Here is a 23632-nt window from a genome sequence, read left to right as displayed (position 1 = left end):
ATCCGCGTTAACCCGGGATTTTAGGCCAACGCCGGGCCACCCCAAGCGGGCCGCGCTCTCGGTGGCAGCGGGAACACGAAGTGTCCCGCGTTGGGGGCAGGCTCGTTCTCCGATGGGATAATTCGGGCCATGAGCATTACCTACAAAGACGCTGCAGGCATCGAAGCCATGCGCGTCGCCTGCCGCCTTGCCTCCGAGGTGCTGGACTACCTCACGCCCCTCATCAAGCCCGGGATCACGACCAACGACGTGGACCGGCTCGCCGCCGAGTACATGGTCAAGCAGGGCACCACCTCGGCCACGGTAGGTTACATGGGCGCCAGCAGCGTGCCTTTTCCGAAGTCGCTCTGCACCTCGGTGAACCACGTGGTGTGCCACGGCATCCCGAACGACAAGCCCCTGAAGAAGGGCGACATCATGAATGTTGACGTCACCGTCATCAAGGACGGCTGGTTCGGCGACAACAGCCGCATGTACGTGATCGGCGACGCCTCCATCGCCGCAAAGCGCCTGTGCAGCATCACCTTCGAAGCCATGTGGCACGGCATCCTGCAGGTGCGGCCCGGCGCCCATTTGGGTGACGTGGGCCATGCGATCCAGAAGTTCGCCGAGGGCCAAGGCTTCTCGGTGGTGCGCGAGTTCTGCGGGCACGGCGTGGGCCAGCGTTTCCATGAAGAGCCCCAGGTGCTGCACTACGGCCGCCCGGGCACCATGGAAGAGCTCAAGCCCGGCATGATCTTCACCATTGAGCCGATGATCAACGCCGGCAAGCGCGACGTGAAGGAAGACTTCAAGGGCGGCCAGTACGACGGCTGGACCATCGTCACCCGCGACCATTCGCTGTCGGCCCAGTGGGAGCACACCGTGCTCGTCACCGAAACCGGCTACGAAGTGCTGACGCTCTCCGAAGGCAGCCCCCCGCTGCCCTCCTTCGTCACCTCGACAAAAACCTGACGCGCCGAAGCGCGCCCCCGCCGTGATCGAAGCAGCCAAGATCGATGTGGCGACGCTGCGCGAAGCCTATCGCGCGAAGAAGCTCGCCCTCTTCGACACCCTGCGCTTTGCGCGCGCCCCCACGCGCAGCGTCCACACGGTGTTGCGCCAGCTATCGGCGCTGGCCGACCAGACGCTGTGCAGCCTGTGGCAGGAAGCCAGTTTCGGCGATTCGCTGACCTTGGCTGCCGTTGGCGGCTTCGGCCGCGGCGAGCTGTTCCCGTATTCCGACGTCGATGTGCTCCTGCTCCTGCCGCCCGAAGGCCACGAGAGCGAGATCGACCCGGCCCGCATCGAGGCCTTCATCGGCCACTGCTGGGATGCGGGCCTGGAAATCGGCTCCAGCGTGCGCACCGTCGAAGAGTGCCTGGCCGAGGCCGAGAAAGACGTCACCGTCCAGACCTCGCTGCTTGAGTCACGGCTGATCGCGGGCAACAAGAAGCTCTTCGTCGCTTTCCGCCGCCGCTTCACGCGCGCCATCGACCCGCAGGCCTTCTTCGTGGCCAAGTCGCAGGAAATGCGGCACCGCCACCAGAAATTCGACAACACGCCCTACGCGCTCGAACCCAACTGCAAGGAATCGCCGGGCGGCCTGCGCGACCTGCAGACCATCCTTTGGATGACCAAGGCCGCCGGCTACGGCAGCCGCTGGGACGACCTGGCGAAGAACGGCCTGGCCACCTCCTTCGAGGCGCAGCAGATCAAGCGCAACGAGGCGCTGCTCTCGCTGATCCGCGCCCGCCTCCACGTGATCGCCAACCGGCGCGAAGACCGCCTGGTGTTCGACTTGCAGACCGCCGTGGCAGCCAGCTTCGGCTACGAGAGCGAATCGCAGCGCAAGTCCAGCGAGGCGCTGATGCGGCGCTACTACTGGGCGGCCAAGGCCGTGTCGCAGCTCAACCAGATACTGCTGCTCAACATCTCGGAACGCCTGCAGCCCAGCGACGAGCAGCACACGCCGATCAACGAGCGCTTCTACGAGCGCGCCGGCCTCATCGAGATCGCGAGCGACGACCTCTACGAGCGCGAGCCGCATGCGGTGCTCGAGACCTTCCTGCTCTACCAGAAGACCATCGGCGTGAAGGGCCTGTCGGCGCGCACGCTGCGGGCGCTCTACAACGCGCGCCATGTGATGGACAGCAAGTTCCGCAACGACCCGGTCAACCACGAGACCTTCATGCGGATCCTGCTGCAGCCCTACGGCATCACGCATGCCTTCCGGCTGATGAACCAGACCTCGGTGCTCGGGCGCTACCTTCGCGTGTTCCGCAGCATCGTGGGGCAGATGCAGCACGACCTGTTCCATGTGTACACGGTGGACCAGCACATTCTGATGGTGCTGCGCAACGTGCGGCGCTTCTTCATTGCCGAGCATGCGCACGAGTACCCGTTCTGCTCGCAGCTCGCGGCCGGTTGGGACAAGCCCTGGATCCTGTACGTGGCCGCCCTCTTCCACGACATCGCCAAGGGCCGCGGCGGCGACCATTCCACGCTGGGTGCGCGCGACGTGCAGCGCTTCTGCAAGCAGCACGGCATCGCGCGCGAAGACTCCAAGCTCATCGAATTCCTCGTGGCAGAACACCTGGTGATGAGCCAGGTGGCCCAGAAGCAGGACCTGAGCGACCCCGAGGTGATCGGCGCCTTCGCCAAGCGCGTGGGCAACGAGCGCTACCTCACCGCCCTGTACCTGCTCACCATCGCCGACATCCGCGGCACCTCGCCGCGCGTGTGGAATGCGTGGAAGGGCAAGCTGCTCGAAGACCTGTACCGCTACACGCTGCGCGCCCTGGGCGGACGCATGCCCGACCCGGACGCCGAGGTCGAATCACGCAAGCGCGAGGCGTTGGTGCAGCTCGCCCTGCATGCCCAGCGCTTCGAGGCGCACAAGGCGCTGTGGGACACGCTGGACGTCGGCTATTTCATGCGGCACGACGCCACCGAAATCGCATGGCACGCCAAGCAGCTCTCGCGCTTCGTGCCGCCGCCGAACGTGCCGATCGACCCGAAGGCGCCGCCCATCGTGCGCGCGCACCTGTCGCCGGTGGGCGAAGGCCTGCAGGTGGTGGTCTACACGCCCGACCAGCCCGACCTGTTCGCGCGCATCTGCGGCTACTTCGACCAGTCGTCGTTCAGCATCCTGGATGCCAAGGTGCACACCACGAGCAACGGCTATGCGCTCGACACCTTCCAGGTCGTGACCACCTTCCTGCCCGACCACTACCGCGACCTCATCAGCATGGTGGAGTCGGGCCTCGCGCAGACGCTCACCGAGGCCGGCGCCCTGCCCCCGCCGAGCATGGGCCGGGTGTCGCGCCGGGTGCGGAGTTTTCCGATCAAGCCGCGCATCAGCCTCTTGCCCGACGACAAGGCGCAGCGCTGGCTGCTCAACATCTCGGCCAGCGACCGCGCGGGTCTTCTGTATTCGGTAGCGCGGGTGCTCGCGCGCCATCACCTCAATCTGCAGCTCGCCAAGGTCACGACCCTGGGCGAGCGCGTGGAAGACACCTTTTTGATCAGCGGCCCCGAGCTCCAGGGCCAGAAAACGCAGCTGGCCATCGAGAAGGACCTGATGGAAGCGCTGGCCTGAAAGCAGTCAACCTGGGTCGGCATCGCCGCGTTTTCATCAATTTCTGCAAACAAAAAGATTCATTTTGAGTCTTTGACCGTTCAGAATGGCCTTCATGGACCCCTTGCTGCTTCAGCTTTCCGACTCGGTTTCTTCCGCCAGGACCCTGGAAGACCTGACGCGCCCCATGCTCGAGATGCTCGAGGCCGTGAGCGGACTGGAGTCGACCTATCTCACGATGATCGACCTGGACAAGGGCCTGCAGCACGTCCTGTATGCGCGCAACGCAAGGCAGATGCAGATTCCCGAGGGCCTGAGCGTCCCCTGGGACGACACGCTCTGCAAGCGCGCCCTCGACGAGGGCCGCTCCTACACCGGCAACGTCGCCGAGTGCTGGGGCGATTCGGATGCGGCGCGGGACCTCGGCATCCAGACCTATGTCAGCATGCCCGTGCGCACCGACAGCAGCGGCCTCTACGGCACGCTGTGCGCGGCCAGCGCCGCGCAGGTGCCGCTGCCTCCCAATGCAGAGAACGTGCTGGGCCTGTTCGCCAAGCTCATCGGCCAGCATGTGGAGCGCGAGCTGCTTTTCGCGCGCCTCACGCAGGCCAACTCCGAACTGGCCAGCCACGCCGCCACCGACACGCTCACCGGCCTGCCGAACCGCCGCTCGCTCGACGAAGCACTGGACCGCCTGCTCGCGCAGGGCCAGCGCAACGGCACCTGCGTCCTGGTGGCCTTCATCGACCTGGACGGCTTCAAGCAGATCAACGATGCGCACGGCCATGAGGTGGGCGACGAGTTCCTGCTCGCCATGGCCACCCGGCTCAAGACAACGTTGCGCGCCGGCGACATGCTCGCGCGGCTGGGCGGCGACGAGTTCGTGGTGATCGGCGCCGGTCCCGCCTGCGACGCGGCAGGCGATGCGCCGGCCGCCGCGGCCGAAGCGCTCGCCCAGCGCATCATGGCCGCGGCCGTGGGTAAGTTTCAACTGCCGGCGCTGGTCATCGACTACGGCGGTGCGAGCGTGGGGGCGGTGGCGGCCGATCCGCGCGTCACGTCGGCCCGCGACGCCCTGCGTCAGGCGGACGCCGCCATGTACGACATGAAACGGGCGCGCCGCGCGCTCTCACGGGAACGCAACCTGCACGCCTGACCGGCCCCGCCGGCCGCGGCTGCCCCACGCCTCTCCCGCGGTCCACCCGATCGGACCACCCGACCCGGTTCGGCGCCGCTGCGCCAGACCTCAGGTCGGCCGTTTCCACGCGGCCTCTCTTGCCACATTGCGCTCACGCATCACCGATGCGCCGGGCTGGGTACCCACGCGCCGAAAAACTCTTCTCATCCTGAATCCAATCCCGCCGCAGCCACGTATGCGTCGCCAATGGTTTCCATTTTTAGAAACATTGTTTGACATGTGTTGTCGATCGTTATCTGCTCCAACACAATGCCCCAATATGGACATCGAAGAGAACGTTTTCCAGTACTACGAACGTCGGGCATGCAGCGCCCAGTGGCTGGCATTCAACCGGGGCATGGCCGCCGAATTGAGCGCCGGCTTGCCGCCTGAAGACATTCGGCAGCTTTTCTTCCGCATCGGCCAGCGGGTGGCCGATGCCCTCCCCGTCGCGCCCTGCGAGACCCTGGCCGACCTGCAGTCGCAGTTCAATGCGCACTGGCACGGCATCGACTGGGGCTTCAGCAGCCTGCGCGAGGAGGCCGACTGCGTCGCCATCACCCACGCCTGCAGCCTCATCGCGATGGCCTTCGGTCCCGAAGCGACCGGCTGGAGCACCGGCTTCTTCGAAGGCGTCTACCAAGCGTGGTTCGATGCCCAGCGCATGCCGCCTTCGCTGCGCGTCATGGCGCTCGAGGGCGGCGCGCCGGCGGGCCCGGTGGTCGAACTGCGCCTTGGCAGGAGTTCGCCATGAGCCGCGACGACCGCTCCGCCGAAGACGTCGCCGGCCTGTTTCGCAAGTTCGGCGGGGACGCGCACAACTACAGGGAGTTCAGCGCACCGGAGGCGGACGCTCAGGCCGCCGGCAACTGGCCGCTGCTCTCGGGCGGGCCGATCGATCGCCCGCCGGTGGCACCGCCTGCGCCCGCCATTGCGCCGGTTGCGCCAGTTGCAACGGCCGCACCGGCCGTATCGATTGCCTCGTTCGCGCCGTTGATACCGGCAGTGGCCGCCGCTACGCAATCCGCTCCCGCTCCGTCGGCCGGAGCCGCGCCCAGCGAACTGCAGGCGCTGTTCGCCCGCCTCGCGGAGCCTCAGCGCCCCGCAGCGGCGCTGGGCCCCATGTCACGCTGGCGACGGCCGACGTGACGATGGTTGTCGTTCCTGTCATTTCCTCCAAGGGCGGCGTCGGCAAGACAACGGTTGCCGCGAACCTGGCCACGACCCTCGCAGCACGAGGACGCCAGGTGCTGGCCATCGACCTCGATCCGCAGAATGCGCTGCGCTTCCATCTGGCGAACGATCCGCGCGGCTGCGAAGAAGGCCTGGTCGCCGCGGCGAGCGGCCAGTTGCCCTGGACGCAGGCGATGCGCCCCGCGCGTGGCGGCGTGGTGCTCTTGCCCTTCGGCACGGTCGACGACGAGCGGCAGATCGGCTTCGAGCACGACCTCTCGCGCCATCCCGGCTGGCTGGCCGACACGCTCGCCCGCTTCGGCCTGCCGCCCGACATGCTGGTGGTCGTCGACACCCCGCCCGGCCCCACCGTCTACCTGCAGCAGGCCCTGCGCGCAGCCGACCTCTGCGTGATCGCGGTGCTGGCCGATGCGGGCTCGTTCGCCACGCTGCCGATCGTCGAGCGAATGGTCGACAAGTACTGCCGGTCCCGTGCGGATTACCGCGGCAGCGCCTATGTCATCAACCAGGTCGATCCCGGCCAGCGGCTGAACCACGACGTTCTGGCGGTGCTGCGCGCGCGCCTGCAGCCCGAGCTGCTGGGCGTGCTGCACCTGGACGCCTCGGTGTCCGAGGCGCTCGCCTCCGCCCTCCCGGTGCAGCGCTACGCACCCTTGAGCCAGGCGGCCGAAGACGTCTCGGTGATCGCCGACCGGCTCCTCGCGCGCCTCGCCGCCCCAGCGCCTTCGCCAACATCCGCGCACGCCTCGCCGCTGCGCCAGGAAACGACCCGATGAAAAGCAATACCGGCAACTCCGGGTACGTGCCCCGCGAAGCGCCCGGCTTCCTGCGCCTGTGGCCGGTGCGGCTGGTCGGCTGGCTCATCGCGCTGGCCGTGCTGCCGGCGCTGATCATCGCGCCGATGACCTTCGAGCAGCAGCTGGTGCTCTCGATCGGCATCTTCGCGGCGGCGCTGGTGGCGAACCGTTTCCAGGGCCGCTTTGCCGGGCTGGTGATGATCGTGCTGTCGGTCGTCGTGTCCTCGCGCTACACCTACTGGCGGGTGACCGAGACGATGTACATGGACAACCCGCTGGACCTGGTGCTGGGCGCGGGCCTGCTGATGGCCGAGCTCTACGCCTTCGTGGTGCTGCTGCTGGGTTATGTGCAGACCGCCTGGCCGCTGGAGCGCAAGCCGGTGCCGCTGCCCGAAGACACGGCGCTTTGGCCGACCATCGACCTCTTCATTCCGACCTACAACGAGCCGATATCGGTGGTGCGGCCCACGGTGCTGGCGGCCCAGTCGATCGACTGGCCCCGCGACAAGATCAAGATCTTCGTGCTGGACGACGGCCGGCGCGAGGAATTCCGCGTGTTCTGCGAAGAGGTCGGCGTGACCCACGTCACGCGCGACAACAACCGCCATGCGAAGGCCGGCAACATCAATGCGGCATTGAAGAACACCACCGGCGAGTTCGTCGCGATCTTCGATTGCGACCACATCCCGACCCGCTCGTTCATGCAGATCGCCATGGGCTGGTTCGGCCGCGACCCGAAGCTGGGCATGGTGCAGCTGCCCCACTATTTCTTCTCGCCCGATCCGTTCGAGCGCAACCTGGACACCTTCGGCACCGTGCCCAACGAAGGCGAGCTGTTCTACGGACTCATCCAGGACGGCAACGACCTCTGGAACGCCACCTTCTTCTGCGGTTCGTGCGCGGTGCTCCGGCGCACCATCGTCGAGGAAGTCGGCGGCGTCGCGGTGGAAACCGTGACCGAAGACGCGCACACCGCCCTCAAGATGCATCGCCGCGGCTACAACACCGCTTATCTCGCGCTGCCGCAGGCGGCCGGCCTGGCCACCGAAAGCCTCTCGAGCCACGTGGGCCAGCGCATCCGCTGGGCGCGGGGCATGGCGCAGATCTTCCGCATCGACAACCCGCTCTTCGGTCGCGGGCTGCACTGGGCGCAGCGGCTGTGCTACCTGAATGCGATGCTGCATTTCCTGTATGGCCTGCCGCGCCTGATCTATCTCACCGCGCCGCTGGCCTACCTGTTCTTCGGCGCGAGCGTGATCCACGCCTCGGCCTCGATGATCTTTGCGTTCGCGCTGCCGCACATCCTGCATGCGAACCTTACCAACAGCCGCATCCAGGGACGCTTTCGCTACCTGCTGTGGAACGAGGTCTACGAGGCGGTGCTGGCCTGGTACATCTTCCGGCCCACGCTGGTGGCGCTGATCAACCCCAAGCTGGGCAGCTTCAACGTGACGGCCAAGGGCGGCCTGGTGCGCGAGGAGTTCTTCGACACCCTGATCGCCAAGCCCAGCCTGGTGCTGCTGCTGCTGAACTTCCTGGGCGTGGGCGCGGGCCTGTGGCGGCTGACCTGGGTCGATCCGCAGAACATCGCCACCGTGTGGCTCAACCTGGCGTGGACCTTCTACAACCTGATGATCCTGGGCGCCTGCGTGGCGGCGGCCAACGAGTCGCGCCAGGTGCGGGGCGCGCCCCGCGTGGCGCTGCAGGTGCCGGCCACCCTGTACTTCGCGGATGGGCATTCGGTGCGCTGCACCACGTCCGACTTCTCCGCTGGCGGACTGGGCGTGGAGCTGCCGACCGACATGCAGCTTGCGCAGGACGCGAATGTCGTGGTGGCGCTCTACCGCGGCGAAGCCGAGTCGCGCTTCGCCACCACCGTGCGTTTCAGCAAGGGGCGGCGCGTCGGCCTTCGCTTCGCGCCGATGACCCTCGCCCAGGAACGCGCCCTGGTGCAATGCACGACGGCCCGCGCCGACATCTGGGCCGCGCGGTGGGGCAACCACCCGCGGCAGGGCATCCACCGGGTGCTCGGCCACATCGTGAGCATCAGCGGGACCGGCTTTCGCAACATGTTCTCCCATTACTACCGCGCCGCCACCTCCCGGCTGCGCCCCACCGCGGCTTCGTCGTCGAAGCCGCCCGTCGAAGCGAAGGAACCCGTGTGACGACCTCCCTGCAAGCGCCCGGCCGCGATGCACCTGCCCTGCGCCCGGCGCCGAACCGCGGAGCCACTGTGCTGGCGTTCGCCCTGGCCGCCGCAACAACGGGCGGCGCGTGGGCGCAGCCCCAGCCTCAACTCCAGCCCCAACCCCAGGCCCGGCCGGCCATTCCCGTGGCCGCGGCCGCCACACCCGGCGGTGCGGTCCGCGAACTCAACCTCACGCAACTGGGCATCGACTACGCGGTGCAGCTGCGCGGCATCAGCGGCACCATCGGCATTCCGTTCAACGTGCGCGCCGACGAGCTGGTCACCGCCGCGTCGCTCAAGCTGAACTACGCCTACTCGCCCTCGCTCATTCCCGAGCTCTCGCACCTGAAGGTCACGGTGAACGACGTGCTCGTCGCCACGCTGCCGGTGAACCGCGCCGAGGCCGGCAAGCCGCAGACGCAGGACATCCCGATCGACCGGCGCCTGATCACCGAGTTCAACCGCATCAACGTCGAGCTGGTCGGGCACTACACGCGCGAATGCGAGGACCCGGCCCACACCAGCCTCTGGGCGCGCATCGACGCGTCGAGCACGCTCAAGCTGACGGTGTCGCCGCTCAAGCTCACCAACGACCTGGCCACGCTGCCGCAGCCCTTCTTCGACCGCCGCGACGTGCGGCGCGCCCGCATCCCCTTCGTGTTCGGGGGCGCCGAGTCGCCGCCGCTGCTCGAGGCGGCCGGCATCGTCTCTTCGTGGTTCGGGGCGCTGGCGGACTACCGCGGCGCCACTTTCCCGGTCACGCGAGGCGAGCTGCCCGCCGGGCATGCAGTGGTGTTCGTGCTGCCCGACACCCAGATCCCGAACCTTGCGCTGCCGTCCATCCAGGGCCCGGCGCTGGCGGTCGTGGACCATCCGCAGGACCCAGCCTCCAAGCTGCTGCTGGTGATGGGCCGCGATCCGGCCGAACTGCGCACCGCCGCGGCCGCGCTGGCGCTGAACAGCCGCGCGTTCTCGGGCGATCGCAGCAGCATCGCCTCCTTCCAGGAACCGCCGCCGCGCAAGCCCTACGACGCGCCGCGATGGGTGCCGAGCGACCGTCCGCTGCAACTGGGCGAGCTCACCGACGCCGCCGGGCTTTCGGTGTCGGGCTACACGCCCGACGTGGTGCGCGTGAACCTGCAACTGCCGCCCGACCTTTTCACCTGGCGCAGCCGCGGCATTCCGCTCGACCTGCAATACCGCTACACGCCGCGCGTGCGGCCCGACCAGTCGACGCTCAACCTGAACGTCGACGACAACTTCATCGGCGCGCTGCCGCTGCGCTCGGCGAACCCGGCGGGCGACCGCTGGTGGAACCCGCTGGCCGTGAAAGTGATGCCCGACGGCACAGTGGCCGAGAACCGGCAGGTCATGCTGCCGCCGCTCGCGCTGGGCCCGCGCAGCCAGTTGCGCATGCACTACTACTTCGAGCCTTCGGGCGGACGCTGCCAGCCGCTGCTGGACAACGTGCGCGGCGCGATCGACCCGACCTCGAAGATCGACGTGTCCGGGTTCCCGCACTACATCGCGATGCCCGACCTGGCGGCCTATGCCAACGGCGGCTTCCCGTTCTCGCGCATGGCCGACCTCTCGGAAACCGCGGTCATCCTGCCGGACCAGGCCGATCCCGCGGACACCGAAACCTACCTGGGCCTGCTCGGCCAGATCGGACATGCCACCGGCTACCCCGCGCTGCGCGTGAAGGTGGGCCGCGCCGCGGAGGTGTCGCAGTGGGCCGACAAGGACCTGCTGGTGATCGGCAACCTGCAGAACCAGCCGCTCTTCGCGCAATGGGCGGCAAAGATGCCGCTGCAGCGCAACGGCACTTCGCCGCAGCTGAAGCTCGGCAGCTGGCTGGACACCGCCATCGACTTCGTCATCGGCGCGCGCAAGCGCGAAGACCTGGCCGGCGGCATGCAGATCGCGGTGAGCGAGGACGGCCGCGACGCGGTGCTCGCGGGCTTCGAATCGCCGCTGCGCAGCGGCCGCAGCGTGATCGCCGCCGTCACCAATCCGGCCTCGAAGGAAGCGCTGCTGAGCGCGCTGATGACGCCCGAGCGGCTCAAGCGCATCCAGGGCAGCATGGCCATCGTGCGCGACACGCAGGTGCACAGCGTGCTCGGCGAGGACACCTATTACGTCGGCCGCCTGCCGCCGATGGCCTGGCTGCAGTGGAACCTGTCGCGCAGCCCGCTGCTGCTCGCCGGGCTGGTCGTGGCGCTGGCACTGCTCGGCGCGGCGGTGGCCTTCGCCAGCCTGCAATTGCGCGCACGTCGCCGCCTGCGTTGAAAGCGGTCTTCGCCATGCCACCTGCCGCATCGCCGCCATCCATCGAAACGCGCATCGGCAGGCGGCCGCTGCTCGCCGCGGCGGCGCTGGGCTGGGCCGCATCGCGCCCGGCCTTCGCGGCAACGCCGGCCGCCGCGTGCCATCCGGCGTCCGACTGGGCCGCGTTCGCCGCGCGCCACATACAGCGCGACGGACGCGTGATCGACTTCAACACGCCGCAGCAGCAGTCGACCTCCGAGGGGCAGTCGTACAGCCTCTTCTTCGCGCTGATCCACGACGACAAGCCGACCTTCGCGCGCGTGCTCGCGTGGACCGAAGCCAACCTCGCGCAAGGCAGCCTGGCCAGCAACCTGCCGGCCTGGCAATGGGGCAAGAAGCCCGACGGCGGATGGGGCGTGCTCGATGGGAATGCCGCCTCCGATGCCGACCTGTGGATCGCCTATGCGCTCATGGAAGCCGGCCGTCTCTGGAACGAGCCGCGCTACGCGAAGCTCGGACGCAGCCTGCTGGCGCTGGTGGTGCGCGACGAAGTGGTGGCGCTCCCCGGCCTCGGCCGCATGCTGCTGCCCTGGCCCGCGTCGGTGGCGAGCGATCCGGTCTGGCGACTCAACCCGAGCTACATGCCGCTGCAGTTGCTGCACTACTTCCAGCATGCCGATCCACGCGGACCGTGGCGCGAGGTGGCGGACAACACCCTGCGCCTGCTCGACGCCGTCGCGCCCAAGGGCTTCGCGCCCGACTGGTGCGGCTGGTCGCAGACGGCCAATGCCTTCGTCGCCGATCCCGAGAAAGGCACCGTCGGCAGCTACGACGCCATTCGCGTCTATCTCTGGGCCGGCATGCTGTCGCCCAGGGCGCCGGAACACAAGGCATTGATGCAGCGCCTGAACGGCCCGCGCCAACTGCTTGCGGAGCATCGCCCGATGCCCGAATCGGTGGACACGGCCACCGGTGCCGGGCGCGGCACCGGGCCGCTCGGCTTCACCGGTGCGCTGCTGCCTTATCTGAAAGCGCAGGCGCTGCCCGATGTGCTGGCCACCGAGTCGGCCCGGCTCCCGGGCGGACGCGCCGAAATTTCATCGGCGGCGGCTCCGGGCGCCCCGATGCCTCCGATGCCTTACTACGAGCAGGTGCTGTCGATCTTCGGACAGGCCTGGCTGGACGGCCGCTACGAATTCGATCGCAACGGCCAGTTGCAAACCTCATGGAGACTGCTATGTCGACCCGCCCGAGCGGCATGAAGCCGCTGTGTCCACCCTGGCTGCGCCGCGGCCCGGGCCGCATTCCCGCCTCGCAGTGGATGGCATGCCTCGGCCTCCTCGCAGCCGTTTGCGCGAGCAATCCCGCGCGGGCGCAGGCGGATGCCAGCGCCGCACTCGTCGAGCAGGGCAACTACTGGCAGACACAGGGCCGCGCGGACCTCGCGGAAGAGAGCTGGCGCAAGCTGCTGCGGGTCGATCCGCAATCGGCCGATGCCATGTACGGCATGGCGCAGGTCGAGCTGTCGCGCGGCAACGCGGAGCCGGCGCGCAGCTGGATCTCGCGGCTGCGCGCCGCGCACCCGAACGACGGCCGCCTCGCGCGCCTGCAGCAGCAGGCCCAGCAACCCGGCCAGGGCAGCACGCTGCAACGCGCACGCGCGGCGGCGCGCGCGGGCCGCGGCGCGGAAGCGGTCGAGCTCTATCGCAGCCAGTTCGACAACCGCCCGCCGCCCGAAGCCCTGGCGCTGGAGTACTACCAGGTGCTGAGCAGCACGCCGCAAGGTGCCGACGAAGCGCGCAAGGGCATCGAGCAGCTGGTGAAGGACCATCCCGACAACGCGAACTACAAGCTCGCGCTCGCGCAACTGCGCACCTACAGCGAATCGACGCGGCGCGAAGGCATCCGCAGCCTGGTCGAGCTGGCCAAACAACCCACCGTGGGCACGGCCGCGCGCACGAGCTGGCGCCAGGCGCTCATCTGGCTCGATGCGCGCGCGCCCGACATTCCGCTCTACCAGGACTACCTGGCAAGCAACCCGAACGACGCCGCGGTGTCGGCGCGCCTGGAGACGCTGACCTCCGGCAAGACCGCGGCCGCCGCCTCGCCCGGCGTGCCGCTCGGCGAAGGATTCCGGGCGCTGGACCGCGGCGACCCGGCCACCGCCGAGCAGCGCTTCCAGCAGGCGCTGCGCACCAAGGCCGACGATCCCGAGGCGCTCGGCGGCCTCGGCCTGGTGCGGCTGCGCCAGGAACGTTTCGGCGAAGCGCAGGAACTGCTGGAACGCGCCGCGCGCGGCTCTGGCGGCAGCAAATGGAATTCGGCGCTGCAGAGCGCCGCCTACTGGAGCCTGGTCGGCCAGGCCCGCGCGGCGCGCGAGAAGAACGACGCGCGCGGCGCGCAGGCGCTGCTCGAACGCGCGGTGCGCATCGACCCGCGCGAGAGCGTCGGCCAAGTCGCGCTGGCGGACCTGCGCGCCGCCGCCGGCGAACTGCCGCAGGCCGAGCAGGGCTACAAGCGCGTGCTCGAAAGCAAGCCCTCGGACACCCAGGCATTGCGCGGCCTCATCGCCGTGTACGGTCGCCAGGGCCGCGCCGACGAAGCGCTCGCGCTGGCCCGGCAGCTCACGCCCGAACAGGCCAGCCAACTCGGCGGACTGCGCGACATCCAGGTCGAGCAGGCGCGCGCCAAGGCCCGCCAGCAAGCCGATGCGGGCGATGCGCCCGGCGCGCAGCGCACGCTCGAAGATGCGATGCTCGCCGCGCCCGACAGCCCGTGGGTGCGGCTCGACCTTGCCAACATCTACCGCCGCCAGGGCCTGGTGGCCGAGGCGCGCGGCGTGATGGAGGGCCTCCTGATGTCGCAGCCCGACATGCCCGATGCGCTCTACGCGAGCGCCCTGCTCGCCTCCGAGACCGGCGACGCGGCCGGCGGCATCCAGTACCTGGAGCGCATTCCCGCGGCCTCGCGGACGCGCGACATGGCGGCGCTGCAGCGCAGGCTCTGGGCGCAATCGCAGGCGCAGCGCGCGCAGGCGTTTGCCCGTCAGGGCCAGGTGGACGCGGCACGGCAGGTGCTCGGCCAGGCCGAGGCGGCGCTCAGCAGCGACATGCCGACCGAACTCTGGGGCCAACTGGCCGGCGCGTATGCGGAAATCGGCGATGCGCCCCGCGCGCTCGCCATGAGCCGGCAGCTGCTCGCGCGCAGCCCCAACCCGGGCATCGGCGACCGGCTGCTCTATGCGTCGGTGCTGCTCAAGACCAAGCAGGACGTGGAGCTCTCCGCGGTGCTGCGCCAACTGCAGCCCGCGGGCATGACCGCCGCGCAGCGCAGCGACTTCGACAGCCTGCGCATCGCCTTCGCGCTGCGCCAGACCGATGCGCTGCGCGAGGCCGGCAACCTCGAGGCCGCCTACAACGCCATGGCGCCGGTGCTGGCCGAGCGGCCGGACGATCCGCGGGCGATGGCGGCGCTCGCGCGGCTCTACTCCGCCGCGCGCGACGAAACCCAGGCGCTCGCGCTCTACCAGCGCGTGCTGCAACGCAGCCCCACCGACCTGGACGCCCTGCTCGCCGCGGCCGCCAGCGCCAGCGCACTGCGCCAGCACAGCGAGGCCGAGAACTACGTGATGGCCGCGCTGAAGCAGGCGCCCGACCAGTCGCGCGTGCTGGCCGCCGCCGGCCGCGTCTACCGGAATGCCGGCGACAGCCGCAAGGCGGAGCAGTACCTGCGCGCCGCGGTGGAGGCCGACAGCCGCGTCGCGACCGGGTTCGCGCCCGGCGTCGCGCCGGGAGGGCTGCCCGCGGCGAATCCGTTCGCGGGCATGACCGGCGGTGCCCCGGGCACGGCCGCGCCTGGCGCTTACCCCGGCGCGGCCGGCAATCCTTTTGCGCAGGCACGCATGCAGCCGGTGGCCTACGCGGCTGCACCGGCCTATGCACCGGCCTATCCCGCGGCACCACCTGCGTATCCGGTCTATCCCGGCGCCCCCGCGAACCCGGGCTATCCCGTCGCGGGCGCGGCGCCCGGAGCGCTTCCCTGGGCCTCCGGCTCGGCGCCGGCTCCGGCTGCGAACAGCAAGGGCCGGCGCACGGCGACGGCCACGGCTTCGTCGCGCAACGCCGCCGCCCGCAACACGCCGCAGGCTTCGGCCTATGTCGCGCCGCCGGCACCGCAGCAATACCCCGTCGCCGGCATGCAGCCGGTCGCGCCGGTCTATGCACAGGCGCCGCAGGCCGGGAGCTATCCGCAGGCGTATCCGCCCGCCTACCCGTACCCCCAGGCGGGCGGCGCCCCGCTGCCGGTTCCCGGTGCGGGCAACACCGGTTGGAATGCGCCGCTGCGCGCCGCGGCGCCCGCCGATCCGGTGGCCGCCGAACTGCGCGAACTGCAGGCGCAGCGCTCCGTCAGCCTGACCGCCGGCACCGTCTACCGCAACCGCGCCGGCGAAGCCGGGCTCAGCCAGCTGTCGGACTTCCAGATTCCCATCGAGGCGCGGTTCCCGGTCGGCGAAGGCAAGATCGTCGTGGGCGTCACGCCGACGGTGCTCGATGCCGGAACGCCCTCCGCCGACTACCCCACCGGCAGCCGCTTCGGCGGCGGTCCGGGCGCGGCGATCACCGGCCTGCAGAACGGCACCAGCGCCGGCCAGCAGAACGCCTCAGGCGTGGGGCTGAGCGTGGGCTACGAAGGCAAGAACTTCGGCGCGAGCATCGGTACCACGCCGCTCGGATTTCCCGAGACCAACGTGGTGGGCAACGTGTCGTACGCGGGCTCGTTCGGCGATTCGTGGAACGCGAAGGTCGACGTGTCCCGCCGCGCGGTCACCGACAGCCTGCTGTCGTTCGCAGGCGCCAAGGACCAGCGCACCAACGAGCGCTGGGGCGGCGTGGTCGCCACCGGCGTACGCGGCGACCTGGGCTACGACGACGGCACCTACGGCGTCTACGGCTATGCCGCGATGCACGGCATCACCGGCAAGAACGTCGCGAGCAACAGCCGCTTCGAGACCGGCGGCGGCGCCTACCTGCACTTGGTCAACAACCCGAACTCCAAGCTCACGCTGGGCATGAACCTCGGGCTCATGGGCTACGACAAGAACCTGAGCTACTACACCTTCGGGCAAGGCGGCTACTTCAGCCCGCAGAGCTTCGTGAGCGTGGCCTTCCCGGTGGACTGGAGCGGACGCAGCGACCGCCTGTCGTGGCGCCTGAACGCCTCGCTGGGCGTGCAGTCGTTCACCCAGAAGGAGTCGCCCTACTTCCCGACCGACAGCCGGCGCGCGGGCGATGCGGGAAGCGCAGCCGCCTATGCCGCCTCGCTGGGTCTGAGCAGCGCGCCCTTCACCGGCATGTACCCGAAGACCTCGAAGACCGGCCTGGCCTACAACCTGGCCGCGATCCTCGAATACCAGCTCGCGCCCAAGATGTTCCTGGGCGGCTCGATCGGCCTGAACAACGCGCAGAACTACCGCCAGCTCACCGGCGGCCTGTACATCCGCTACGTGTTCGACGGCGCGAGCTCGCTGGGCGTGCCGAGCGGCACCACGCTGCGCCCGCTGGTTTCGCCCTACACGCCGCTGCTTTGAGGCAGCGGCGCTGAAGGCGCGGAGCCCGGAGCGCCGGGCGCCGCCTGCGAGCCCTGGGGCGGCTCCTTGCGGCCCCACGGCGGCGCACGCTCGAACCCGGCCACCCAGCGCTGCATCTGGTCGGCCGCCATCGGCTTGGCGATGCCGTAGCCCTGGGCCAGCGTGCAGCCCATGGCGAGCAAGGCCTCGCCGTGGGCCAGGGTCTCGACGCCTTCGGCCACCGCGGTGCGCCCGAGCGCCTTCAGCAGCAGCAGGATGCCCTGGACGATCGCGCGGTCCGGCTCGCTGTCGAGCATTTCGCGGATGAAGGACTGGTCGATCTTGACCGACGACACCGGCAGCTGGCGCAGGTAGGTGAGCGACGAATAGCCGGTGCCGAAATCGTCGATGGCCACCGCCACGCCGAGCGCGCGGCAGGCCTCCACGAAGCGGGCGACCGTGGCGAACTGGCTGATCGCCGTGGTCTCCAGGATCTCCAGCTCCAGCGCGCCGGCGCCGAGCTTCGGATACTGCGCGAGCTGCTCGGTGAGCCGGTCGACGAAGTCGTGGCGCATCATGTGCAGCGGGCTCACGTTGACGCTCACCGACATCCGAAGGCCCGCCTCGCGCCAGTCGTAGAGCTGCCGAAGCGCGGTGCCGATGACCCACTGGCCGACCTGCTCGGCGAGCATTTCATCCTCCAGCAGCGGCACGAAATGAATGGGCTGCAGCAGTCCGCGCTCCGGATGCCGCCAGCGGATGAGCGCCTCCGCGCCCACGACGACGCCGCGGCGCATGTCGACCTTGGGCTGGTACTCGAGGAAGAACTCGTCCTGCGCCAGCCCCTCCTGGATGCGCTGGCGCTGGCGCACGACCTGTGCGTCGGCCTTGGCCTGCGGCGCATCGAAGTAATGCACCTTGCCGTCCGCTGCGCGCTTGGCGAAGAAGGCCGCATGCTGGGCATCGCGCAGCGCGATTTCGGGGGCCGGACCAGTGCTGTCCATCAGCCGCGCGCCGAGGCTGCCCCCAAGGTTCGCGGTGAGGCCGCGCCATTCCCAAGGCTCGGCCAGCGCCAGGAGGATGCGCTCGAGCACCTCGTGGCATTGCGGAAACCCGAGCCCGGCGAAGACGGCGCCGAACTCGTCGCCGCCGATGCGCGCCATGACCGATTCGCGCGGCAGCTGCGCCTTGATCCGGCGGGCCGCCTCGACCAGCGCGGCATTGCCGCCGGCCATGCCCAGGCGCTGGTTGACTTCGGCGAAGCGGTCGAGGTCGATGTCGCAGACGATCGCCAGGCGCTTGCCCGCGCGCGCCCAGTCGTCGATGAGCGGAGACAGAACCTCGTCGGGAGGAAGGCGCTTCAGCTCTTCGTCCGGCGGCAGGGAAACCAGAGCGTGCTTGTTCGGCAAGTGAATCGGGCTCCGGAAGATGCGGGCTGGTGTTTTCCGGATTCAGCCTGTCCGCTTCCCCGATGGCAAGGGATTTTTCGCCCGCCGTGTGTGCCGATCAAAACCCTGGATTTTTTCCTACGACGAAAGAACTCCTGGCCGGCAGGAGACGGCCAGTTCCGGCCTAGCCGCAATAGACGCCGACGATCCGGCCCGTGGGTTCGACCTGCAGGTTGAGGCGCGCGGGGTCTTGCGCAGTGCTCGCGGTTTCCGTCGCCGGCACCGTGCGGCCAGTCTTGGCGCCCGCACGCTGCATCATTTCCTGCAGCAGGGCCTGGGTCGCCTGCAAGCCGAGCCCGAAGCGAACGGCCGAGGCCTGGCAGGTTTCCGGCGGCGGCGCGAAGCTGGGCGGCTCGGGCACCTCGGAGGTCAGCGGACGGTCCTTGGGCGGGGCTTCGCAGCCCGCCACCAACAGGGCCACGACCGACAGGCACAACCAGCTTCGACCATTCTTCATGCGCATACTTTCTTGCTCCTTGAACTGGACGAAAGCTTAGTCGCCAAAAGCGACATGCCGTCTACAGGTTAATCCGGCCGAACACAAAGCATCAACTAATTCACGATCGTATCGGGGACGCCTTTTCGATGGCGTATCCTGAACGCGATGCATGCAGCCAAGGCCCGATGGGCACCCCCTTCATGACACAGCAGCCCGACACCATGTTCCTGATCGACGTCGACAACACCCTGCTAGACAACGACGGCGTCGTCGGCGACTTGCGTGCCCACCTCGAAGACGCCTTCGGCACCGAGAGCGCGAACCGCTACTGGACCGCCTTCGAGGCATTGCGCAACGAGCTCGGCTACGTCGATTACCTCGGCGCATTGCAGCGCTACCGGGCCGAGGAAAGCAAGCGCGGCATGAGCGATTCGCGGCTGCTGCTGATGTCGGGCTTTCTCATCGACTACCCGTTTGCCGACCGCCTCTACCCCGGCGCGCTCGATGCGCTGAAGCACCTGCGCCGCCACGGCCCGACGGTGATCCTGTCCGATGGCGACGTGGTGTTCCAGCCGCGCAAGGTGCAGCGCTCGGGCCTGTGGGATGCGGTCGAGGGCCGCGTGCTGATCTACGTGCACAAGGAGCAGATGCTCGACACCATCGAGGAGTGCCACCCCGCGGCGCACTACGTGATGGTCGACGACAAGCTGCGCCTGCTCTCGGCCATGAAGGCGATCTGGGGGCCGCGGCTCACCACCGTCTTCGTGCGGCAAGGCCACTACGCGCTGGACGAACAGGCCATTGCCGCCTACGCGCCCGCCGACATCACCATCGAACGGATCGGCGACCTCATTCAAATCGACGACTGGGCACCCAAGACATGAGTCAAAAAACCAATCCCCTCGCGGGCAAACCCGCTCCCCTCGAACTGCTGGTGAACGTGCCGCGCCTGATCTCGGCGTACTACACGGGGCGGCCCGATCCGTCGGTGCCCGCGCAGCGCGTGGCCTTCGGCACCTCGGGCCACCGCGGCTCGTCGTTCGACGACGCGTTCAACGAATGGCACGTGCTGGCGATCAGCCAGGCGATCTGCGACTACCGCAAGCAGAAAGGCATCGACGGCCCGCTGTTCCTCGGCATCGACACGCATGCGCTCTCCACGCCCGCGTTCAGCAGCGCGGTCGAAGTGCTGGCGGCCAACGGCGTCGAGTTGATGCTCTCGAAGGACGACGAATACACGCCGACGCCCGCCGTGTCGCATGCGATCCTGGTCTACAACCGCGGCCGCACGAGCGGCTTGGCCGACGGCATCGTCATCACGCCCTCGCACAACCCGCCCGAGAGCGGCGGCTTCAAGTACAACCCGCCGAACGGCGGCCCCGCCGGCACCGACATCACCTCCGCCGTCGAAGCCGCCGCCAACAAGATGCTGGCGAACAAGCTCGAAGGCGTGAAGCGCATGCCGCTCGCGCAAGCGCTGAAGGCCTCCACCACGCACCGGCACGACTACCTGAACACCTACGTCGAAGACCTTGCGCAGGTGCTCGACATGGACGCGATCCGCGGCGTGGAGATCGACCTCGGCGTCGATCCACTCGGCGGCGCCGGGGTGCACTACTGGCCGGCCATCGCCGAGCGCTACAAGCTCGACCGTCTCATCGTTCTGAACCAGGAGGTCGACCCGACTTTCCGCTTCATGTCGCTCGACTGGGACGGCCGCATCCGCATGGACCCGTCGTCGCCCGACGCAATGCACAAGCTGATCGCGCTGAAGGACCGCTTCGGCATCGCCTTCGCCTGCGACACCGACCACGACCGCCACGGCGTGGTCGCGCGCAGCGCCGGCCTGATGCAGCCGAACAGCTACCTCGCGGTGATGATCGACTACCTCTACACGCACCGCCCGCAATGGCCAGCAGGTGCGGCCGTCGGCAAGACGGTGGTGAGCAGCCAGATGATCGACCGCGTCGCGGCCCGCCTCGGGCGCAAGCTCCACGAAGTGCCAGTGGGTTTCAAGTGGTTTGTCGATGGGCTCGTCGAAGGATCGCTCGGCTTCGGCGGCGAGGAAAGCGCCGGCGCCACCTTCCTGCGCCACGACGGCTCGGCGTGGACCACGGACAAGGACGGCATGGTGCCCGCCCTGCTCTCCGCGGAGATCGCCGCGCGCACCGGGCGCGACCCGGGCGAGCGCTATTCGGAGCTGACGCAGGCGCTCGGACAGCCGGTGTCCGACCGCGTGGATGCGGCGGCGACGGTCGAGCAGAAGAAGAAGCTGTCGAACCTGTCGCCGCAGCAGGTCAGCTCGACCGAGTTGGCGGGCGACAAGATCGAGGCCGTGCTGAGCCATGCGCCCGGCAACGGCGCGGCCATTGGCGGCGTGAAGGTCGTCACCGCCAACGGCTGGTTCGCTGCGCGCCCCTCGGGCACGGAGAACATCTACAAGGTCTACGGCGAGAGCTTCAAGGGTGCGGAGCACCTTGCGCGCATTCTTGAAGAAGCGCAGCAGTTGGTGGACAAGGCGCTGTCGAGCTGAGGGAGAAGCAGCCGGACATGGAAGCCCACGCGCTGCGATTGAACCCGGGCGATGACCTGCGCGGCGCGCTCGATGCGGCGCTCAAGGCGCGTGGCGCCGAAGCGGCTTTCGTGGTCTCCGGCATCGGCAGTCTCCGCGGTGCGCGCATCCGGTATGCCGGCTTGGAAAGCGCTGCGGTGCTCGATGGCGATCTTGAAATCCTCACGCTGTCCGGCACGCTTTCACCGGATGGCGCCCATCTGCACATCAGCGTGTCGGATGCGACGGGCCAAGTGCGCGGCGGGCACGTCGCACCGGGCTGCATCGTGCGCACCACCGCTGAAATCCTGATCGCCTGGCTGCCCGAATGGCGCTTCGCCCGCGAGCACGACCCGGCAACTGGCTATCCCGAACTGGTGCCGCGTCCCAAGGCCTGAGCAGGTTCAGTGCGGCTCTTTGTTCAGGTCGTACTTCATCACGCGGCCATGCCGGCCCTCGATGTCGCGCTCGACCGCATACACATCGCCGCTCGGCGGCTGACGCTGCGCCAGCACGGTATCGAGTGTGGCCATGTCCTCGGCATCGAGCCGCAGCGACAGCACCTTCAGGTGGTCCGCCAGATGGTCGCCACGCCGCACGCCGACGATCACGCCTGCCACCTGCGGCTGCTGCAGCACCCAGCGCATCGCCACGGTGGCGATCGACGTGCCGTGCCGCTCTGCCACCTTCAGCAGTTGCAGCAGCAACTGCTGGAACAGCTCCCATCCGCCGAAGTCATCGATGACGAGCTTGTACTTCACCAGCGACCGGTTCTCGTAAGGCTCCCGCGGCTCGCTCGCACCGAGCCAGCGCTCCGAGAGAAATCCGCCGGCCACGCTGCCGTAGCACAGCAATTGGATGCCCGATGCCGCGCAGTACGGCGCCAGCGTTGGCTGCGGCCGCTGGTCGAGCAGCGAGTACTGCACCTGCATGCAGCGCAACGGCACATCGGCATCGACCAGTTCTCGCACCCGCGCGGTGTCGAAATTGGTACCACCCAGCAATTCGATCTTTCCGGCGCGCTGCAACTCCTGCAGCCAGTGCGCGACCTCGACGTAGCGCGGCACGCCGTAGTCCCACCAGTGGAATTGCACGAGGTCGAGCCGCTCCACGCCCAGGCGCTGCAGCGACCGGTCGATGGTCTGTTCGACCTGGCGCTTGTCGATCTGCGCGAGCGTCGCGAGGTCGGGCACGAACTTGGTGTGCACGCGCAGTTGCGAGAGGCTGTCGCTGCCGTGGCGGGCGATGTGCTCGCGCCGGAAGTCGCCGATCAGCTCTTCCACGCCGGTGTAGATGTCGGCGCAATCGAAGGTGGTGATGCCGGCTTCGTAGTACGCCGCCATGTCGGCGATGGCCGCGGCGCGGTCGATGCCGCCATGGCCGCCGGCCAGTTGCCAGCCGCCCTTGAGCAGGCGGGAGATCGAATAGTTCGGCGCGAGGTCGATGCGTTGCGGTTGGCTCATGGGTTCTGCTTGGAAGCCTTGGAAGGGTGGACCACGGCCGTGGTGTCGGCGTGGCGGAAAACGCGCGTCGCGGTGCGCGTGATGCGAAAGCGCGACGGGCAATGCGGATCGGGGCACGCCACTTCGGCGTCGGTGCTCATCCAGTCGTTGGCGTCGGTGGGCCGCTGCTTGGCCGCGAGCAGCGGCAGCAAGGCGCCCAGCGAGTAGATCGAGAAGCCCTGCCCCTCGGGCAGGTGCAGCATCTCGCCGCGCAGCTCGAAGTAGTCGCCGACCTTGGCGTTGCAGAAGAGCTTCGCGCCTTCGGGCGCGACCACTTCGACGCGCAGGTCGTAGAGCGTGAAGGCGCCGTCGTCCGGCGTTGTCGTGGTGTTCATGCGTCAGGGATTCGGTGGGGTGACGGACAGGATGATTTCGGTCGGTGCCTGCGAGGCGTTGATGTAGCGGTGCGGCAGCCGCGCATCGAAGGAGATGCTCTCGCCGGCCTTCACCGCGTAATCGACGCCCGCCACCTGCGCCACCAGTGCGCCCGCGACGACGTAGACGCATTCGGCGGATTCGTGGCCGCGCGGCTCGTCGGCCGACATCTGGCCCGGTTCGAGCACGGCGCGCAGCACTTCGAGCTGGCCCGCGCCGGCCGTGAGCCGTTCGTAGGCCACCTGGCCCTTGGGCGCGGTGAGCATCACGCGCTGGCTCGGCCGGCTGATCCAGACGGTGGGCGGTGTCGGCTCCGAGAACAGCGAGGACACCGATTCGCCGAACACGCCCGCGAGCCGGCGCAGGGTTTCGAGGCTGGGATCGGTCACGGCGCGCTCGATCTGGCTCAGCAGCGTGGCGGAAACGCCCGCCTGCGCGGCCAGTTCGCGCAGCGACAGGCCGCGGGCCGTTCGCAATTCCTTCAGTCGGTCGCCGATCATGAACTGGGTCTTTCTCTTTTCTTTGGTTGTGCAGTGAAACAGCACAATAGCGGGATGGTATGTACGGT

Annotated in this window: 18 protein-coding genes; 13 read left to right on the top strand and 5 right to left on the bottom strand. The window is 68.8% G+C overall.

What is annotated here, in order from left to right:
- Positions 1-129 precede the first annotated feature (129 nt).
- The 10 genes from map (at position 130) to QF040_RS05620 (ending at position 16770) form a co-directional block, all read left to right on the top strand.
- Entirely contained in the window at positions 130-954 is an 825-nt protein-coding gene (gene map / locus QF040_RS05665; RefSeq protein ID WP_013541616.1) for a type I methionyl aminopeptidase, read from the top strand.
- 22 nt (positions 955-976) lie between these two features.
- A complete protein-coding gene (locus tag QF040_RS05660) occupies positions 977-3580 on the top strand; it encodes a [protein-PII] uridylyltransferase (RefSeq protein WP_429610178.1) in 2604 nt (867 codons plus the stop codon).
- Positions 3581-3674: 94 nt separating this feature from the next.
- On the top strand, positions 3675-4715 hold the full coding sequence (locus tag QF040_RS05655) for a sensor domain-containing diguanylate cyclase (protein WP_429610177.1): 1041 nt from the start codon (positions 3675-3677) through the stop codon (positions 4713-4715).
- A 301-nt stretch (positions 4716-5016) separates the two neighbouring features.
- Entirely contained in the window at positions 5017-5490 is a 474-nt protein-coding gene (gene bcsD / locus QF040_RS05650; RefSeq protein WP_429610176.1) for a cellulose biosynthesis protein BcsD, read from the top strand.
- Positions 5487-5885 (top strand): BcsR/BcsP family cellulose biosynthesis protein, encoded by a 399-nt coding sequence (bcsR, locus tag QF040_RS05645; RefSeq protein WP_429610175.1) that lies wholly within the window; start codon positions 5487-5489, stop codon positions 5883-5885. Before bcsD ends, bcsR begins: the two co-directional genes overlap by 4 nt.
- Positions 5886-5887: 2 nt before the next feature.
- The gene (gene bcsQ, locus QF040_RS05640; RefSeq protein WP_429610174.1) at positions 5888-6706 is read left to right on the top strand and encodes a cellulose biosynthesis protein BcsQ; all 819 of its coding nucleotides are present in this window, start codon (positions 5888-5890) and stop codon (positions 6704-6706) included.
- The gene (gene bcsA / locus QF040_RS05635) at positions 6703-8892 is read left to right on the top strand and encodes a UDP-forming cellulose synthase catalytic subunit (RefSeq protein ID WP_429610173.1); all 2190 of its coding nucleotides are present in this window, start codon (positions 6703-6705) and stop codon (positions 8890-8892) included. Before bcsQ ends, bcsA begins: the two co-directional genes overlap by 4 nt.
- Entirely contained in the window at positions 8889-11204 is a 2316-nt protein-coding gene (gene bcsB, locus QF040_RS05630) for a cellulose biosynthesis cyclic di-GMP-binding regulatory protein BcsB (protein ID WP_429610172.1), read from the top strand. The genes bcsA and bcsB overlap by 4 nt, the downstream gene beginning before the upstream one ends.
- Positions 11205-11218: 14 nt before the next feature.
- Positions 11219-12445, top strand: a complete 1227-nt coding sequence (gene bcsZ / locus QF040_RS05625; RefSeq protein ID WP_429610171.1) for a cellulose synthase complex periplasmic endoglucanase BcsZ — start codon at positions 11219-11221, stop codon at positions 12443-12445.
- Positions 12421-16770 carry a cellulose synthase subunit BcsC-related outer membrane protein gene (locus QF040_RS05620; protein ID WP_429610170.1) on the top strand — a complete coding sequence of 1450 codons (4350 nt, stop codon included), beginning with the start codon at positions 12421-12423 and terminating at the stop codon, positions 16768-16770. The genes bcsZ and QF040_RS05620 overlap by 25 nt, the downstream gene beginning before the upstream one ends.
- Here the strand turns inward: QF040_RS05620 and QF040_RS05615 are convergent.
- Both QF040_RS05615 and QF040_RS05610 read right to left on the bottom strand, forming a co-directional pair.
- Complete coding sequence (locus QF040_RS05615; protein WP_429610169.1) at positions 16752-18158, bottom strand: putative bifunctional diguanylate cyclase/phosphodiesterase; 1407 nt, start codon at positions 18156-18158, stop codon at positions 16752-16754. The two genes, QF040_RS05620 and QF040_RS05615, sit on opposite strands and share 19 nt — an antisense overlap.
- Before the next feature lie 163 nt (positions 18159-18321).
- Entirely contained in the window at positions 18322-18654 is a 333-nt protein-coding gene (locus tag QF040_RS05610) for a hypothetical protein (protein ID WP_429610168.1), read from the bottom strand.
- A gap of 167 nt (positions 18655-18821) precedes the next feature.
- Between QF040_RS05610 and QF040_RS05605 the strand changes: the two genes are divergently transcribed.
- Genes QF040_RS05605 through QF040_RS05595 form a run of 3 tightly spaced genes read left to right on the top strand, consistent with a single transcriptional unit; the run spans position 18822 to position 21585 of the window.
- Positions 18822-19520 (top strand): HAD family hydrolase, encoded by a 699-nt coding sequence (locus QF040_RS05605; RefSeq protein WP_429610167.1) that lies wholly within the window; start codon positions 18822-18824, stop codon positions 19518-19520.
- Complete coding sequence (gene pgm, locus QF040_RS05600; protein WP_429610166.1) at positions 19517-21169, top strand: phosphoglucomutase (alpha-D-glucose-1,6-bisphosphate-dependent); 1653 nt, start codon at positions 19517-19519, stop codon at positions 21167-21169. Before QF040_RS05605 ends, pgm begins: the two co-directional genes overlap by 4 nt.
- A 17-nt stretch (positions 21170-21186) precedes the next feature.
- On the top strand, positions 21187-21585 hold the full coding sequence (locus QF040_RS05595) for a PPC domain-containing DNA-binding protein (protein ID WP_429610165.1): 399 nt from the start codon (positions 21187-21189) through the stop codon (positions 21583-21585).
- 6 nt (positions 21586-21591) lie between these two features.
- Here QF040_RS05595 and QF040_RS05590 read toward each other — a convergent pair whose 3' ends face one another.
- From QF040_RS05590 to QF040_RS05580, 3 genes are read right to left on the bottom strand one after another with little or no spacing between them, the layout of a single operon-like run.
- Complete coding sequence (locus tag QF040_RS05590) at positions 21592-22650, bottom strand: aldo/keto reductase (RefSeq protein WP_429610164.1); 1059 nt, start codon at positions 22648-22650, stop codon at positions 21592-21594.
- Entirely contained in the window at positions 22647-23024 is a 378-nt protein-coding gene (locus QF040_RS05585; RefSeq protein WP_429610163.1) for a TIGR04076 family protein, read from the bottom strand. The genes QF040_RS05590 and QF040_RS05585 overlap by 4 nt, the downstream gene beginning before the upstream one ends.
- A 3-nt stretch (positions 23025-23027) precedes the next feature.
- Positions 23028-23564, bottom strand: a complete 537-nt coding sequence (locus QF040_RS05580) for a cupin domain-containing protein (protein ID WP_257859700.1) — start codon at positions 23562-23564, stop codon at positions 23028-23030.
- Positions 23565-23632: the final 68 nt, after the last annotated feature.

Origin of the sequence: Variovorax sp. W2I14 (genome assembly GCF_050435205.1) — a bacterium.
In the GTDB taxonomy this organism is placed as follows: domain Bacteria; phylum Pseudomonadota; class Gammaproteobacteria; order Burkholderiales; family Burkholderiaceae_C; genus Variovorax; species Variovorax paradoxus_C.
The sequence above is the reverse complement of the archived record's forward strand: the minus strand, read 5'-3'. Positions and strand labels throughout refer to the sequence as shown.